Annotated in this window: 10 protein-coding genes and 1 riboswitch; of the genes, 2 read left to right on the top strand and 8 right to left on the bottom strand. The window is 43.1% G+C overall.

The window, feature by feature from the left end; all coding sequences use genetic code 11:
• Nucleotides 1-13: 13 nt before the first annotated feature.
• The 4 genes from BR06_RS0110600 to fumC all read right to left on the bottom strand — a co-directional run bounded on the left by BR06_RS0110600 (nucleotide 14) and on the right by fumC (nucleotide 5,435).
• Nucleotides 14-2,104, bottom strand: coding sequence for a ribonucleoside triphosphate reductase (locus BR06_RS0110600; RefSeq protein WP_031482749.1), 2,091 nt, complete (start codon nucleotides 2,102-2,104; stop codon nucleotides 14-16).
• Between the two features lie 231 nt (nucleotides 2,105-2,335).
• Nucleotides 2,336-2,480: riboswitch (cobalamin riboswitch) on the bottom strand.
• A gap of 241 nt (nucleotides 2,481-2,721) precedes the next feature.
• The gene (locus BR06_RS0110590; protein ID WP_031482744.1) at nucleotides 2,722-3,132 is read right to left on the bottom strand and encodes a MarR family winged helix-turn-helix transcriptional regulator; all 411 of its coding nucleotides are present in this window, start codon (nucleotides 3,130-3,132) and stop codon (nucleotides 2,722-2,724) included.
• Between the two features lie 21 nt (nucleotides 3,133-3,153).
• Nucleotides 3,154-3,939: an urease accessory protein UreH domain-containing protein gene (locus BR06_RS0110585; protein ID WP_031482742.1), complete on the bottom strand. Its 786-nt coding sequence runs from the start codon at nucleotides 3,937-3,939 to the stop codon at nucleotides 3,154-3,156.
• A 98-nt stretch (nucleotides 3,940-4,037) separates the two neighbouring features.
• Entirely contained in the window at nucleotides 4,038-5,435 is a 1,398-nt protein-coding gene (gene fumC, locus BR06_RS0110580; protein WP_031482741.1) for a class II fumarate hydratase, read from the bottom strand.
• Between the two features lie 247 nt (nucleotides 5,436-5,682).
• On the opposite strand from fumC, the gene BR06_RS0110575 reads away from it, so the two are divergent.
• Nucleotides 5,683-6,984 (top strand): hypothetical protein, encoded by a 1,302-nt coding sequence (locus tag BR06_RS0110575; protein WP_031482739.1) that lies wholly within the window; start codon nucleotides 5,683-5,685, stop codon nucleotides 6,982-6,984.
• Nucleotides 6,985-7,347: 363 nt separating this feature from the next.
• Nucleotides 7,348-9,933, top strand: a complete 2,586-nt coding sequence (locus BR06_RS0110570; protein ID WP_031482737.1) for an FG-GAP repeat protein — start codon at nucleotides 7,348-7,350, stop codon at nucleotides 9,931-9,933.
• A gap of 80 nt (nucleotides 9,934-10,013) precedes the next feature.
• Here the strand turns inward: BR06_RS0110570 and BR06_RS0110565 are convergent, their stop codons facing one another.
• From BR06_RS0110565 to BR06_RS0110550, 4 genes are all read right to left on the bottom strand, one after another.
• Nucleotides 10,014-11,966 (bottom strand): 7TM diverse intracellular signaling domain-containing protein, encoded by a 1,953-nt coding sequence (locus BR06_RS0110565; protein WP_031482735.1) that lies wholly within the window; start codon nucleotides 11,964-11,966, stop codon nucleotides 10,014-10,016.
• Nucleotides 11,967-12,251: 285 nt separating this feature from the next.
• Nucleotides 12,252-13,028 (bottom strand): AMIN domain-containing protein, encoded by a 777-nt coding sequence (locus tag BR06_RS0110560; RefSeq protein WP_031482734.1) that lies wholly within the window; start codon nucleotides 13,026-13,028, stop codon nucleotides 12,252-12,254.
• A gap of 27 nt (nucleotides 13,029-13,055) precedes the next feature.
• The gene (locus BR06_RS0110555; protein WP_031482732.1) at nucleotides 13,056-16,574 is read right to left on the bottom strand and encodes a type VI secretion protein IcmF/TssM N-terminal domain-containing protein; all 3,519 of its coding nucleotides are present in this window, start codon (nucleotides 16,572-16,574) and stop codon (nucleotides 13,056-13,058) included.
• A 33-nt stretch (nucleotides 16,575-16,607) separates the two neighbouring features.
• Entirely contained in the window at nucleotides 16,608-17,348 is a 741-nt protein-coding gene (locus tag BR06_RS0110550) for a DotU family type IV/VI secretion system protein (protein ID WP_031482730.1), read from the bottom strand.
• Nucleotide 17,349: the final 1 nt, after the last annotated feature.

The raw sequence follows: 17,349 nt of genomic DNA, 5'->3' as shown, positions 1-17,349 counted from the left end.
GAACCTAAATCATTTAAAGTTCCTTAACAACTACTCCACCTGATGTATCACACTCACAAGAAGAATGACCGTATTCGGCTCTTTCTCTGTACTCTTCCTGCTTGCCCTTATTCCAGCGACTGACAGGGCGGTAGTAACCGACAATACGTGTGTATACTTCTGCATCTTTACCGCAGGTTGGGCATTCGAAATGCTCACCGTAAAGGTATCCATGATCTTCACAGATTGAGAATGTAGGGGTTACTGAGATATAAGGAATCTTAGTATTCGTCATAGCTTTAATTATGAAATTGCGAAGAGCGGCAGTTTCGGAAACGGCTTCCCCGAGGAAAGTATGGAACACTGTTCCGCCGTTGTACAAAGTCTGCAACTTGTCCTGATGCTCTAGAGCATAAACAACATCTTCTGTGGCACCAACAGGCAGCAAAGTTGAGTTGGTGTAGTAAGGAACATCATCACCTGAAGTGTAAATATCCGCGTAAAGATTCTTATCAATCTTAGCTAAGCGGTAACATGTTCCTTCACCCGGAGTTGCCTCAAGGTTGTACAGATTATCTGTTTCTTCCTGAAATTCGACAACAAGCTCGCGCAGGTGATTCAAAACACGCTGCATCAGTCTTACGCCGCCGTCAGTATCAATGCCCTTACCGAGCAAGTTCTGACATGCTTCATTACCACCGATAAGGCCGATGGTGCTGAAGTGGCCTTTAAACCCGTTCTTCAGATAATGCTGTGAGAATGGGAACATTCCGCTTTCAAAGTTAGCGGAAACAAGCTTGCGTTTGAACTCGAGAGAATCCTTAGCAAGAGTCGCATACTCAGCGACAAGATCAAGGAAATCTTCTTCACCCTGAGCAAGATAAGCAAGCTTAGGCAAATTCAAGGTAACAACACCGATAGAACCAGTCAGATCGCCAGCTCCAAATAGACCGCCTGTCTTTTTGCGGATTTCGCGAACATCCATCTGAAGACGACAACACATGGAACGAACATCTTCAGGGTTCAGGTCAGAATTGATGAAGTTCTGGAAGTAAGGAGCGCCGTATTTAGCAGTCATTTCCAAGAGCAATTCACCAACTTCTGTTTCCCATGGGAAATCAGGAGTTACGTTGTACGTGGGAATCGGGAAGGAGAAAATACGTCCGTCAGCATCGCCTTCAAGCATTACTTCGACGAAAGCTTTGTTGATCATTTCCATTTCAACAGCGTAATCACCGTAAGTGGTATCTTGGAACTTTCCGCCGATGATCACAGGCTCGCTAGCGATATGTTTCGGGGGAACCATATCAAAAGTAAAGTTAGTGAAAGGACTCTGCCCGCCCCAACGGGAAGTAGTATTCAAGTTGAAAATAAGTTTCTGAACAATCTGCTTAACGCGGGGATACTCAAGCCCATCATTCCTAACGAATGGAGCGAGATATGTATCTACATTATTGAATGCCTGCGCACCCGCCCATTCATTCTGCAAAGTTCCAAGAAAGTTAACAATCTGTCCGGTAATGGAATCAAAATGTTTAGCAGGAGCAGAGCAACAACGACCGGGAATGCCGAAACCTTCAATCAAAAGATCACGCAAAGACCAGCCAGCGCAGTATCCGGCAAGTCCGAAAGAAAGGTCATGAATATGGAAGTAACCATGCTCATGAGCCTGTCTGATTTCTTCAGGATATTTTTCAAGGCAGTAACGAGCCTGCACAGCACCCGACATGTGAAGCATCAATCCCTGAAAGGAATGGCCCATATTTGAGTTTTCGTTAACACGCCAATCTGAACGATCAAGATAGCTTTCAATAGTTCCTGTAATGTCTAGGTAAGTTTCATCCTGCTTACGCAGTTCACGTCTTTTTTCGCGATATATAATATAACGTTCCGCAACGGAATATAAACGACTTTCCATCAGTACTAACTGTACCATATCCTGAACAGTTTCCTGTTCTGGAACGTCCATACCAGCAAGTTTCTTCTCAACTTTTTTACCTAAGCGCTTGCCGAGTAAAGGATCTTTAATTCCGCTAGCTTTAAGTGCTTTAAAAATTGCTTCAGAAATTCTTTCTGTAGACCAGGACTCAAGTCTTCCGTCACGTTTCAAAATTTGTTTTGGCATCAATACTACCTGTTAAGGGGTTGTCCGCACAAACCTTTGCCCACAGTACAAAACACTAGCGATATCGCAACGAAAAGTTGCTGACATGCAAGGCTCCCGCATTGGAGAATAAGGTATGAGCTTGTGGCGCAGGCGGCCCGGAAGGCGCATCCCGCAGGACTTTTTGTGGGCCGAATGGCCTTAAGTATCAGAAATACAGGCACATCCGGAAAATGGAAAATGTCTGTTAAAAAAACAGACATGCTTCAGGCAGAGAGGCTGGCTTTTCTTCACCCTGAAAGGGATAAAGTTTACAGCGGCAGAACCGCCCCGGAATTTAACCGGGTTTTCTTTTCGAGGTCCAAAAAAATTGGACTCCTGAAGTGCAAAATCAACTTAGGGGAGTCTAACAAACCACCGTTTTTGGTCAAGACTTTCTAGACAATTTCTTGAAAGTTCTCTGAAAACCCTTGCGGGAGTAAGGATAACAAGAGTATGAACAAAAGTTTTCCACAGTTGTTCGTTTCTTGTTCATAACCATTTAAGCTTCTGTTTTTATGAAATAAAAATCCACTTTTACACCAAAATTTGTCAAAAGAATGTCGTTGTAAGCATCAATATTAGAATCTGTTTCACGATCAAAAAGCGGAATTCATTTTATCCAGACAACTCAAAAGAGATTCCCGTTCAGAATCTGACAATTCAGAAGTTAACTCCTCGATTAAACGCAGATGAAGCCTGTCATGTTCCGCAAACATCACATCACCAGAATCAGTCAATTCTACAATAATGGAACGCCGATCACTTTCGTGAGGTTTACGACGCACAAAGCCCTTATTTTCTAATCTATCAACCAGAACAGTCAGAGTCCCTGTCGTTATGCCCATACGTTGCGCGAGTTCTTTCATACGCATGGGCTTATGGATGCCAAGCACCTCAAGAGTGTGCATCTGAGGTAAAGTAATCCCTTTCCCGCGCACGATGTCATGCTCCCATGAAGACAGCTTCTCATAAAATTCGATAACCGAATGATTGAGCTTATTTAAAATTACCACCGGGACTCCATAACTTTATATATTTGTATAACTGTATATTCCAAAAGCGATAGTCATGACCCCAGCAGTTCTCATTACAAGCGGCTCAACCCAGCCCTGCTCAAGCGTGCGAACAAATGCAGCAGCTTTATAAATAGCGTAAATTACTGCGGCAAGAGCTATTCCCGTCCCGATTGCATAACTAGCGAAAACGGCAGTTCCCTTAAAGACATCCCCTGAATCCAAAGCATACTTGTACATAATTGCCACAGTCGGACATGGGACGATCATGTTAAAGAAGCCCACTGAAAACAGTCCCCAGAATGTTGCGCATCGTATCGCAGATTTTGATTCAGAATGAGAGCTTCCGCACGGGCAACCACACCCGTGAGAGATCTGATGATGATCATGATCGTGACTGTGGTTATGCCCTTGATCGTGAGGTTTTTCATGATCATCACTGTGGTCGTGAGGGTGGGCGTGATCATGATCGTGGTCATGGCTGTGAAGGAGTTCAGGCTTAACAATCAAAATACCCCCCAACACGATCAAAACACCCACTGTAATCATATCCACAATGTAGGTCATTGACGCTGGAATGGTTAAGGAAATAGATCCTAAAGTAAAACCTATCGCAAGGCAGGCAAGAGTCGTCCCCATAATAAAGGCTGCGGTCAAAGAAAACACGCGTCCGCCTTTTTTTTCGCCATAAATAAACGGGGCTAAAATCAACCATGAATGTCCACAAGGATTAATTCCATGAATCAGCCCTAGAAAAAGGCTGCTCTGCAACGCGACTAAAAATATAGTTTCAAATTCCATTACTTGCTCCTAATTATTGTTTGATAGTCAAACAACTTGTCTTTCAAACTTCTTTGCACGAGATTAGTTTGACAGTCAAACAATAATTTAAAAGAAAATTACCCCTGTGGCTTAGCCATCTTCATCGGCTGAACAATTTCATCGAACCTTTCTGCACTTATCAGCCCCATCTTGGTACAGGTGTCCTTTAAGGTTCCACCATCCACAAAAGCCTGATGCGCGGCCTCTGCGGCTTTATCATAGCCAATTTCAGGGCTAAGCGCGGTTACAAGCATAAGTGAATTCTCGAGATAATATTTGATGCGCCCAAGGTCGGGCTTTAATCCGGTAAGAGCATGTTCGGTAAAACTGTCAACACTGTCTGAAATAAGGTTAATTGATGTAATCAAGTTAAAAATCATCACAGGCTTGAAAACATTCAGCTCGAAATTACCCTGCGAACCGGCAAATGCTACCGCTGAATCCAGCCCCATAACCTGCACCGCCACCATAGTCATAGCTTCACACTGGGTAGGATTAATCTTACCCGGCATAATCGATGACCCCGGTTCATTCGCAGGTAGCACAAGCTCACCAATCCCGCACCGTGGACCGGAAGCCAGCCATCTTATATCATTTGCTATTTTCATAAGTGAACATGTTATTCCGCGCACCGCAGCGCTTGTAGCTACCACCACATCATGAGCAGATAAGGCCGCAAAATAATTAGCCGCAGGACGAAAGCCAATTCCCGTCATGTCAGAAATATGCTCGATTGCAAGCTTAGCAAAACCGGGCGCAGCATTAAGCCCCGTCCCGACGGCAGTACCGCCCAGAGCAAGCTCTCGCAATTCATCCGCAATTTTATCAATCCGCTTAATTCCGTCTTCAATCAAAGCGGCATAACCTGAAAACTCATCACCAAGAGTCATGGGAACTGCGTCCTGCAAATGAGTACGGCCAATCTTAACCACATCCTTCCACAGCTCTGACTTCGTTTGGAGTTCTGCAAGCATATTCTCTAATGAAGGTCGCAACTTATCCCTGACAGATAACGCCGCTGCGATATGCATTGCAGCAGGAAAAGTATCATTGGAAGACTGAGACATATTTACATGATCATTGGGATGAATGGGATGTTTACTTCCCATTTCGCCACCTGAAATTTCAATGGCGCGATTAGAAATAACTTCATTCACGTTCATATTAGTCTGCGTACCACTACCTGTCTGCCATACGTGCAGTGGAAAATGGTCATTAAATTTACCGGCAATAACCTCTTCAGCCGCATGAATAATGAGCTTCCCTTGATCGGGAAGAAGTTTACCGAGCTGCATGTTACTAAGAGCCGCAGCTTTCTTGATCATGGCAAGAGCGCGCACAATCTCTAGGGGCATTATATCTGAACCGATACTGAAATTTTTCAAGGATCTCTGGGTTTGCGCGCCCCAATATTTATCCAGAGCAACATCGACCGTCCCCATACTATCGCTTTCTTTTCTTATCCCATTTTTCATTTTTACCCCTTTTTTAGCAGCTCTTACGGTGAACCTATTGGTCTTATATCACAACAAGCTCAAGATAAACATAAGAAGAGCTTTTCACCATAGCAGAAGCCCCTTAACAGCTGGTACGCCATATGCATATTTTTATTATAATGGCATATTTTGCCCCCCTATAAAAATGGATGAATCAACTTCGACCACCACAACGAAATTAGCCGAAAAAAGACAAAATCGGGGCGAACTTACTACGGAGTCCGAAATGGAAAAGTGCAATCACAAAAAGCTTTTCAACGAATACGAACTTTCATCATTACTCGCGAATAAAATAAAAAGCATTAAATCTCAGGTGGAATCCATCAATGAACAAGATTTTCGCCATATCCCTGCGGATAAAATTGTCGCCCGGTTGGTTCTGAAAAATTCACTGGACCAATTGAAACTATATGAACATTTTATACGGGTACATCATCTGAGGAATTGCATAAAAAGCAGTTCGGATATCCCTCTTGAGGATACACTCGTCCGAAACAATCACCCCTTGGTAGACGGCATTAAAGTCCGCATTGAGATTCCCTTTTCCGGGGATGAAAGGCTTTGGCTATCGCAACCAAGTAGTTTCAACGTGGGTGGAGGTCCGGCTTTCTGCATTAAAAATAGAAAAATAGCAAAAGAATATATCCACCCAATGTTAGCAGACAAGAATCAAATAAAATCGGAATTTATACATAACCTCTACGAAATTAAAAAATATCTCAACTGGCAGGATGTAGATATTAGGCAATATCGCGATGTATTACGTAAAACAGTAGAAGAAGCAGTATCTAAGCGGATAGCCAAACTCCAGAAGTTGGAAATGCTTAGCAACCATCCTACCATAAATCTGAAAACCAAAAAAAGAACTGTGGACTTTTGCCCTATCAATGTACGTCAAAAATTATCTTATCCGCTTGACTACAATAGTGAAAAATCAAATGAGCCAAGTATCACCAAAGACGACTTCATCAAAATCATCAGAATGATTAGACATGTTGGGCGCAATTGTGAAGAAACTGCTAATGTTTTTAGAATACATAAGGAAATAGAACTACGTGACATCATCATTTCAGCCCTGAATATTCAGTTTGAAGACAGCATGGAAAAGGCTCTTTTTGAAAAGGAAGGGAATACAGCGATATCCATTTCACAAAATGGGAAAAGCGCTTTTATGTCCACTTGCAAAATATGGAGTAGTGAAAACAGGTTTTTAAAAATCCTCGACTGTATCCTTGAATGTAACTTCTGGACCGACGGCAAAGCAAATCTAATTCTATTTAACAAAACCATAAAAGATTTTCCAAAATTGCTGAATGTGGCAATGAAGATAATTATGGGACACTCCAACTTTCTATCGTATGATAAAAAATTTGATGAAAACGAATGGAGTTTCACCATGAAAGCCATGAATGATAGTTCATGCAAAATAAACTTGCATATAATGATCTTCAATCTCTACGCAGATCAAGCAAACGCACACCTACGCCTAACCGAACAAGAAATAGATTTCTTCAGACCTTCACGCTAGTCAAATAACCCATCAAAGAATTCCAAACCAACTCAACTTCACCTTATATTATTATGAAAGATTGTGAACTTTCCCAGCCTCTTATACACAGTATTAAACTCAACATTTCAGACCACCCCTTAAAAAGGCCTCTCCGCAACTCAAATAAATACTATAGAATTAGTAGCATAGCAGTACTTTCACGTAAGTTAACGTGTAAACACTTTGACAATCTACCTATTCAAGATGATTAATTACACTATTCATTTAGTATACGAACAAGTACGTTCTATGCTCGGAATGAAGTTCATTAAATCAGTCGCAATTTTCTTTTGGAACATATTCTAAGCACTCATACCCAGCTTTTAAACAGGAGCATTCAACTTGAAAAAAACAACTTTTGCCATCATCCTTTTAGGCTTACTCAGCCTTCCAAATATCTGCATGGCAGCAGTGGCTAATCAATCGTTTGCTCCTGTTGACTATTCTCTGCAAACCGGCACTAGTGAGCTTCCACAAGACGTTTCCGCCAAAATAAAAGTGCATTTGAAACAGGAAATGTCCAAATTCGAAAAAGACCCTGACGGCTCAATCAGTTCATCTACGATGGATGGCAATTTAAATTTGAGCGCAGACAAATATGATACCCGTTTTAAAAGTGGCGAGAGTTGGTTCGCTTTATCGCTCTCATCAGTAGGCCGCGATGAAGTGATGCAAAAAACAACGAAGCCGTCACTCGCTCTTGATGGAACAAAACTAAACCTCATCCGCCAAGATATGACTGAGTGGTATATTAACCACGGTGACAGTCTTGAGCATGGGTTAGTTTTAAATGAAAAACCTGCGGGTGCAGGTCCATTAAATTTCCTTTTCAGCACATCCGGCAACCTTAGCCCTGAACAAAAAGGGTCTGACATTTATTTTATGGGTGAAAAATCTGTACGATATTCAGAAATAAAAGGATGGGATGCTGCGGGAAAAGATCTTGCATGCTCCATGTCTGTTTCTGATGGCAACCTAGTCTGGGCTGTGGACGATTCAAGCGCCACCTACCCAATTACAATTGACCCTACTATTACCTACATAAAGAAAATTACTGCGAGTGACACCGGAGCAGGAGAAACGCAGACGGATGCTTATTTTGGGTATTCCGTTGATATCTATAAAGAGACTGTGGTTGTTGGAGCCTATAAACAAACTGTCAGCACAAAGACTAACGCAGGTGCGGCGTACATCTTTTATAAAGATCAAGGTGGAACGAACAATTGGGGTTTTGTAAAAAAAATTACAGCTAGCGACGTCCCCGGAGAATCAGTGGATAGTGGGTTACAATTTTCTGAGATTCTAGCCATTTCCGGCGATACTCTTGCACTCGTAAGTAAGTATACCAATGTAAGCGGCGCAATTTCAGCGGGCGCAGCTTACATCTTTAGTAGAAATCAGGGCGGGGATGACACTTGGGGATTTGCTCAAAAAATTACCCAAACCCCAACAAACAACGGACATTTTGCTAACAGCATAGCAGTGTGCGGAGACGTTCTTCTTATAGGGTATAAGAGCCAAACTGTCAGCGGTTTAGTATATGCAGGAAGGGCCTACTTATACATTCCTAATTCTGCTGTTCCAAACACTTGGCAACTATCTAAATCCCTCGAAGCTACCGACAACGTCATGGGATCACAATTTAGTACGGGTATCGCTGTTTCAGGAGATCTCATAGCTTCAAGCGCACCGGGCAAGAGCGAGGGCGGACAGACCGCAGCTGGAGCTGTTTATATCTTTTCTAGAAACACAGGTGGGGATGAAAATTGGGGGCTAGTCAAAAAGATTATAGCAACTGATGAAGAGGGTGTTTTTGCGGGACAAGTGCGAGCCAATTATGGTAGTTCCATGGATATTTCCGGAGATCTGCTTATCGTAGGTTCACCAAACTATGATGTCGGCTCAGATGAGTCAGTAGGCAGGGCTTACATTTATTCCAAGGACAAAGGCGGCGCAGATCAGTGGGGAGCTGTTAAAATTCTTGTAGCCCAAAAAGATGACGGTTCAGATTATTCTTATGCCGATGCTTATTTCGGTAAACACGTGTCAATCTCTGGAGATATGGCCCTTCTTTCTTCAAAATTTGGAGCATACCTTTATTCTAAAAGTCAGTCCGATGTAGGTGAGTGGGGAATTGTCAAAGCATTTAGTGATGCTGACACTGAGCCTAACTCAGCCATGAGTTCCGATGTAGCCATTTACGGAGATTATAGCGTTATCGGGGCTAGCGATAAAACAGAGGATAGCCTTACAAACGCTGGTGCGGCTTATATATTTAACACTCCGAATACGAACAGTTCCGCATGGTGCACGGATAAAACAATAATAGCGACTCAGGTTCAGCCTAGCGGCACAACAGTTCAGATAAGCTCAGTAACCAAGCGAGTCGAGACCACTGAGGAGATTAAAGCTGAGCATGAGACCCCGGGTATGGATAGTATGCTCGGAGCAAATGTCTACGAATTCACGGCAACTGTTACGAGCAATCAAGTTGCCTATTTCAGCTTCAACAGCTCAAGCCTTGGAGAGCGCGCGGCTGGGGATGTATCTCTTTTCAAATTGTTCCCAGACAAAGCCTCTATAAGTTTTACTTACAGCTCAGGTAAAAACCCGGACGATGAAGGATATTTCTGGATTACCGATGAAGCTAACAGCGAACAATACATTGACCCTGCAACTACTCTAGTGGGAGCGCGAACCTACACAGTCAATTACTCTGTTAAAGATAATGGAGAGTATGATCTGAACAGTACACTTGGCGTAATCACCGACCCAGTGGTTCCCGGAACAGTTTCTACGAGCAGCAGTAGTAGTAGCAGCGATGACAGCGGCTGTGTGCTAAATCCACAAGCCAGTTTTTCTATCGAACTTATCGGCCTATTTATTGCGGCTCTTATAGGTGTGTGCTTACGCCGCAAAGTGGCTTAATGATCACTAAAAGATAGCTTAAAAGATCGCGCTTAAAAATTGTCTATTCCAAAGATGTCATGGTCCTATTTCATATTTGATCATGACATCTTTTTTAGCTCCGCAATTCCCTTTTCAAGCTCCAAATAAGTTGCATCCCGCGCCGCAGTATTAGCCAGAACAAACTCAACTGTTGCATAAACATTCTTCCATCTTGGACGACTTGGAAGAGTCTCTTCACTTAAGTAGCGATCAAGGGTCTGAGTGCGTGAGTATCCGTCTTTTTCCATATATACATTCCACAGCCCGGATTGCGTTGCTAAACTAGCTTTGTCTTGATCTGCACTTTTTTCCCAGCATTCTATAGAAGAATTCATTATCTGCACAGCAAGCTGGCGTTTATCAAGCACTACGGCGGCAGGACTGACGCTAATCACATAGATAGTTTCATTCTCCACTTCCATCTGCCACATGGAAATAGATGCATTCAATATTTTCCCATCCGCGATGGGGAACTTAAAATTATCCTTCCTTACTTTACCGGCTGCAACACTCTGCGGTCTGAGAAGTTGCAGTAAGTCCTCTATTTCGTGGTGCCCATTTGATTCAAACAACTGAACTAAATGATGGCCCTGTATTTTAATATCCTGAAAACCACTCAATTTTTCAAAAGAGCCGTTGCAAAAATCAATAATGAGATCACTATTAACAGCGAGCAGTGCTTCATCAACTGTATTGAGCATCTTGGAAAGACGCACGTGGACAATTTTATGGTCATGCTCATCTTTTTTGCTAGTTTCCAACTCTCCTGAGATCTTTTCGTATTTGGATAATGTTTCAGAAAATCGTGCAGACATTAAAAGTGAGTAAGAAAGAATGAACATAAACGTTCCGTACGGTGCAAAATCTACAGAATTGAAAATATTAAAGTCAAAAAATACTTCATTCAATTCAGCGCATGCTAGTGCTAAATATCCGGGAGCCAGATAGATGGCCCCTTTCCGTTTTTTACGCAGATCATTTATAAAGGATGCGAAAAGATAAACATACGCAGTCCTGCTGACAAGAAAGTACGCTAAAGGCCCGAGGGAATATGCACTTGGCGGTGAAACGAGGATGTATACAATATAAATTCCACCAAACACGAGGTATATCAAGTTGACTTTTTCACCATACTTTTGGGGGAAAAGTGAATTATAAAAAATCAGCAACAGGGGAACTGTCAGCCCTGCTGGAAGGAGACATATCTTTATGTACCAGCCCCAATCGAAAGTGAAAAATTTGGTGACTAAGAACGCGGATGAAGGACTGAAAACGGTTCCAATACACCATAAAATACAGAATAATCCGAAATACAGATTTTCTCTGTTAGATCTGAGCATCAGGAATATGATGAGATGGTAGATCCCCATAATTAGAAGAGCGCCACCAGTGATGGCTCCTGAAATACGACGATTATTAATCAAATCCTGAATCTGATCACGGGTCCCGATAAGTATGCTGGAGTTAATTCCTCCTTCTTTATTATGGAAGTTAGATAGCTCCAAAACAATATCGACATACCTGCCAGCCCTAGGGAAGTTCGGTGTAAGCAAATGTTTTTGTGGTATTTCCAACTCAATATTATTTCCGGGAGTCCCTGATGCTGCAACCAAATCCCCATTTACCCAAACACGGCACACAGAAAGCATTCCGGCAATATACAGGGAGTCGGCTCCTGACTCAGGAGCAAGTTGAACCCGCAGGTGGTATATCCCCTGACCTTGTGATGTCAACGGAACACCTTGCGTAGTATCACCACGCCAGATTGAAGGAATAGGAAAGAAATCTTTTTTGGTCTTGCGTAATAATAGTCTAGGTGAGTCTGAAGAATTTATGGAATGCTGATAAAATTCCCAATCCCCATCAAGTGGAGCTAGGCCAAGCTGAGCAAAATCCCAACGGGAGAGATCTAAATAGCCTTGAGCGGCTTTGACTTGATTGTCACCACCAGTTTGAACACATCCGCAGAGTGACAATATAAATATTATTAAAAATAAACGGATAGAATTCATTTTGTGGAGTTTTAAAAGTTTGGCCTATCACCCTGAACATAAAGAGATATGGGTGACAGTTGAAACTTTACCTGTTTATTTTATAAGCATATACGGACTTTTAATTTGTTGCAAAATAACCTTGGCTTGTCAAAATAATTGAAAAATAATAACAACAAAGCCCCGCAATGCGCTATAACATCACGAGGCTTTGTTGAACACTCAACTATCCGAAATTATTGATAATCATACAACATCAACGAAATAGAATTAGGACATACTTCGTTAATCCTGTGAAATAGGCATCTACTGAGAAGCAGGCTTAGTAGTACCATTTCCGGGGCTAACCACAACAACATCAAGCCCTTCGGGAGTGCGTACCAGTTCGGGGCGAGTTCCCATCGGCGCCTTTGAATCGGTGAACTCAAACACAACTCTCAAACGATCAGGGTGCATACCTACTACCACGTGTGACATAAAACTGTCTGAAAAACGGTATAGGCTGGAAGCGCTATTTTTCCATTTCCCACGCAAATCAACAATTAAGCGAGTCGGCTTTGGAAGCCAGAAAAAAGTAACCCTCTCCACATTTTTGGTGGTCCGAAGTTGAGCTAGGAACTTATCAGGGGTTTCCGTGAACATGACTTCCGTAAGCCTTCCTGCTCCCGAATGCTGACGATCCATTGCTTTTCTGGCCTTATCCGCTGCAACTTCCTCGGCAATAGGATCTACGACCGGCTGATTTTCATCAAAAATATCTTCCACGCCTTCTTCTACTGCACGAACTTCGTAGACAACTTCTCTGCGAACAGCATTTTTTGCAACTTTGGCCTTATGCATTATTGCATCCGAAGCCTGACTGAGCACAGTGCTGCCTGTCGCGTTGAGGCTTTCACCTTTTATTTCTATTCCGGCAGTTGCATTAGTACTATTCGTATGGACTTCATCCCTAACCATCTTACTAAAGTCATCTATAAACGTATCATAATCACCCCACACAGAGAGCACAAAAAGACCTGCGGTGGCCGAAAGCCATATCAGGAAAAGCAGGATGTAAAATCTCCGGTAGAATATTGTTAGCACGTTAAAACTCCATTTACTTTCAGCATTTTAATGCCAGCAATCCGTAATAGTGTCAGGGACATTCAGAGGCTTAAGTTCAAGCAATTTAATAACAGGAGCAGCACCTTTAAAGGTATAACCAACCTTAATTGTCTCAATACCGAGTCCAGCTATGCCCTTTGCCTGTTCAGGAAAGTCCTTTGGAGTGTAGGTCATTACGCCGCCTTTAAACTCACTCAAGAACTTCGCAAAACCGAGCTTTCCTTCATAAGTACGAGTCAAATTAATACCCGGAAACTGAATCGTCAGTGTGGTCGTACCGCAATCTTCCGGCTTCCATGTGAAAAGCATTTCCTCGGCATAGTTGTAATTAGACAATACCTGCTGAGCACTGCCGCACTCAACGGTTAGCAGGGTAGCGAAAGGCTCCTGCGTTGCATTGCTATTTACATTGGTAGGAATTGTGGACAGCGAGACCTTGTACTCCGGCTGAATTTCCTGACTGCCTCGCGCTCCATCATTAAGAAAAACAAAGAAGTCAGACTTAAACGGGAACTTAGTTCCAATCCAAGTACGCCCACTCCAACCATTAGTATTACGACTTAAAAACGGTTTAGCTGATCCACTGATAAATTTATTGACCACACCTGTTTTACCAAACAGATTTTCTCGCAATTTGTTAGCTGGCACATGAGCCGTTGCAGCAAGAACCTGCCCTTCCCATAATAGCTGAAGCTCGCAAGCAGCTTCCATGGTGACCACGTGTACGATGAAATCAAGTGGCCCAGCCACAAGCCCCCAGAACAAATCAGACCCACGCCCTTCACTGTTCATACGAGCCTTTAACTCAGCCATTGCCTTGGTAGCACCTGCGACAGGATTCTTCCCGGCATCTCCGCTCTTCGCGGGTGCTCCGCCAGCGCTTCCGCCAGTAGTTCCACCAGAGGCAGCGCCCCCAGTTCCGGGGAATAGCGCAGAGGCACTCTTAAACGCTTTTTCCTGAGTATCCGTAAACGCGGCAACATCGTCGAGCACATTCATATATGCATCAAGCTTCTTGGCAACTTCAATGCGCTGTTCAACGGCAACAGCCATTTTTCCACCAAGATCTGCAACAATTTTCCTTAAAGAGTCCTGAGCTTTTTCAGAAGATTCTTCTACACCCTTGGACTTACTTGCTTTATACTGAGCCAAAACTATGTTGAAAGAATAAACTTGAGCCACCCACTGCGGAATTGGCTTAATCTTTTTAAGAGGCTCGAATTCCTCTTTCATCTGCGTCAGCAATTTGAAATAAGGATTGTCCGGCAGGGACATTTTGGTAGCCATAAGCCGGAAGTCCTCTTTGGTCAGAAGCTGCTTTTCCCCGTCAGAGAAATGCGAGGCAAAGTTGAACCAAGTTCTATAATACTGCTCTGCATACCAAGTCCAAAATTCATTAGCCTGTTTATCGAATTCACTCGAATCCTGCATGGCACTTTTTAGCTCAACCAGAAATTTTTGAAGAACTTCCCGACCAGGCTTAGTATAGGCAGGTGAGATATTAACTTCATTTTTTAAACGCAAATGCGGTCCACCCCAGAAATCTTGTAAGGCTATTCCATGTAGATTCTGATTTTCATTAACCCAGTCTACTAACCACTTGAAATCAGATCCTTTGAGGCTGAAAACTTTGCCCAAACGAGCTTGGAGCAATAGTTTCTGCTCTTGCAAAACTTCAGTATTATCCGTCCAGACAAGATAAGATCCATACTGTTCAGCCAGATATTTCATCAAATCTGGACTGAACCCTTTTACTGCTTCCGACAAAGCCTTCCCGGACGGAAGTTCAAAAGCTGTTAACGGTTGCATGTCTCCGCCTGACAAACGATTTTCAAGCAAATCAATACGCCACACCAGTAAATTAATATATTCACTAGTCAGCTGTTCCGGTGAGTTTTTGCCCAGCTTATTAATTGCGGCATTAATTTGATCATCCATAGGAACTTGGATAACCGACTTGTAATTTTCACAAAATAGCAATTGAATCTTTCTCTCGGCTTCGCGGCTGACCTCAAGCCCCATGCGGGGAACCCACCAATTTGAGTTCAACTTGTTTAGATTTAAGACCTTCTCTCTGAAAGTTTCCATCTCAACTATCTGCTCATCAACTTTTTTTGAAAAAACAGGTTTCTTCGGAAAAGCGACAAAGAGATCATTCATAGCCCGCTGATTGCCAATATATGACAAACTGAAAAGACCCATCACGAAGAACAGGATCAAAAGCCACACGCCCATGCCCAAATTTCGAGTCAGAAGCTTCCACTTAAGGAACTCAATAATAGGTGTGAACAAATGCCGGTCCCGTGGAAGAACCTTGGAAAAAAAGTCATGTAAAAAGATTCCGCGGGTAGCTGCGGGCTTCTTTTTTTCAACCACTTTAAGAGATGATAGCCCCTCAAGAAATTCAGAAGCTTGTTCACCTGTCTGTTCTCCACTGGAGAAAAACATACCGCGAAACAATGGTAATTCGGTATATGGATTGTCTTCAAAAGCACCTGTAGCAAAGGCTTTCAGACGCGGACGCAGCCTATCCAATTCATCTGAAAAAAGGAGGAACGCAGGATCGAATTTGCTTTTATTGTCTATCAGCAAAAGTCTGAGTTCGCGTAACCGTTCAGTCACGCTGAAGACAGCTTTATCTACAAATATTTCAGGATCAGTAACCAAAGATTCATTTACATGGCCCATAGCCTGAGAAAGAGCGTGCTCCGGCAAAACGTCTGTCAGGCCGTTAAGACCGAAAACGAGATCCATTTTGGTGATCAGAACATAAACAGGGAAACGTACTCCAAGTACTCGCATAAGTTCATTAATACGACGCCTCAAACTGCGCCCATATTCATGAATACCGTCATCATCCCCGCCTAATAAACGATCAGCAGGCACAGTTATAATTAAACCGTTCAGAGGTTCTTTTTTGCGGTACTTAACCAAAAGGGAAAGAAATTGTTCCCACTCTTCTTTATCGCGGGATTCATCAAGCGGAATAGCATAGCGCCCCGCAGTATCTAGAATAATAGCTTCTTCAAAAAACCACCAATCACAATTCTTAGTGGCGGCAACGCCCGGAACGGGGCCAACATCGGTCAATATAGTTGTAAGGCGACTGCTGCTGACCGCAGTGGTCTTACCGGAATCAGACTCGCCGAAAACCATATACCAAGGTAGCACATAGAGAGGATTTCCGCGCTTACGCAGCTCCGAAGCCTGCAATAGCTCAACGGCTTCCTTCCATCTATGTTGCAGATCCTGCAAACGCTGACGTTCATGAGCCGGAGCCGCCGCGATGGCAGAATCATCTTGATCAACAATTCGTTTTACGAATTTCCTTTCACGCCTACGAAGTAGCCATTTACGCATGAATAAAATGGCCGCAACAACGCCTATCAACCCGCCAAACAGACACGCACCAGCCCACCAAGGCCAGCCCATATAAGTGACAAGAGAATAGGATCCTACAGCCGCGGCTACAAATATGAGCACGATCAGGAGTATTTTTAGAACTGAAAAAAGAAATTTCTTCATGCGATATATCGTTTGCTTTATCGGTCCAAAAAGTTAGCCCAACCAAAGATTGAGGCTATACTCTAGCAAGCCCTTATAGGCGAAAAAAACACCAGCCACTACAAGCATAGGGAGTAGAAAAAACAATATGGCAAGCGGATCAAAAACCCGCCCATAGTTTGATTTGCGTTTAGCTTCCTTACCGGAACCATACGACTGAGGAAAAGCGGAAAGTCCGTCAACATCCTGTTTGCCCATAAGTCGGGCAAGACCGTCTTCGCGCAGCTGATCTAAATGGCTGGAATCTGAATCACTAAAATGTACACCCGTATATCCTAGAGACAAGCACAAGGTATAAACTTCAAGAACCTCAGTATTCCCATTCTTACCTTCACCAATAGGCTCTTTTTCAGACTCTTTAGCAAAATCTGCAAACAGAGTTTCATCTACTGGCTTCTCTCTTGACCCAAGAAGAACATCAAGCCGCTCAAAAAATTCCTCACCGGCATTGGCCGTCCCATAAAATTCACGCTGCAAAGTAAGCTTAAGCCACTCTCTCGTTCCCGCCCAAGAAGAACACAGCACGGTTTCGTCAACCCATGCAAAAACTGCAAATCGTGCTTCATCAAATTCTTCACTGGAAAAGCCATTATCGAGCGCCCTCTCTTCGAGCCGCTCAATAAGAACCGAGATATCCTTGCGCACAGTATCGTAATCAGCAGAAATCTGCTCCTGAGAATCCGTTACCAAGCGGATAAAAGTGAATAGTTCGAGAAAACAATCCGATAGATGCATT

The sequence above is a fragment of the Maridesulfovibrio frigidus DSM 17176 genome (genome assembly GCF_000711735.1).
GTDB lineage: Bacteria > Desulfobacterota > Desulfovibrionia > Desulfovibrionales > Desulfovibrionaceae > Maridesulfovibrio > Maridesulfovibrio frigidus.
Note: the sequence above shows the minus strand (reverse complement) of the source record. Positions and strands in the feature narration are given on the sequence as shown.

What these genes read in the sequence shown, in the direction of transcription:
- BR06_RS0110585 (WP_031482742.1), bottom strand. Translation starts at nt 3,939, where the DNA reads ATGGAATTTGAAACTATATTTTTAGTCGCGTTGCAGAGCAGCCTTTTT.
- BR06_RS0110575 (WP_031482739.1), top strand. Translation starts at nt 5,683, where the DNA reads ATGGAAAAGTGCAATCACAAAAAGCTTTTCAACGAATACGAACTTTCA.
- BR06_RS0110555 (WP_031482732.1), bottom strand. Translation starts at nt 16,574, where the DNA reads ATGAAGAAATTTCTTTTTTCAGTTCTAAAAATACTCCTGATCGTGCTC.
- BR06_RS0110550 (WP_031482730.1), bottom strand. Translation starts at nt 17,348, where the DNA reads ATGCATCTATCGGATTGTTTTCTCGAACTATTCACTTTTATCCGCTTG.
- BR06_RS0110565 (WP_031482735.1), bottom strand. Translation starts at nt 11,966, where the DNA reads ATGAATTCTATCCGTTTATTTTTAATAATATTTATATTGTCACTCTGC.
- fumC (WP_031482741.1), bottom strand. Translation starts at nt 5,435, where the DNA reads ATGAAAAATGGGATAAGAAAAGAAAGCGATAGTATGGGGACGGTCGAT.
- BR06_RS0110600 (WP_031482749.1), bottom strand. Translation starts at nt 2,104, where the DNA reads ATGCCAAAACAAATTTTGAAACGTGACGGAAGACTTGAGTCCTGGTCT.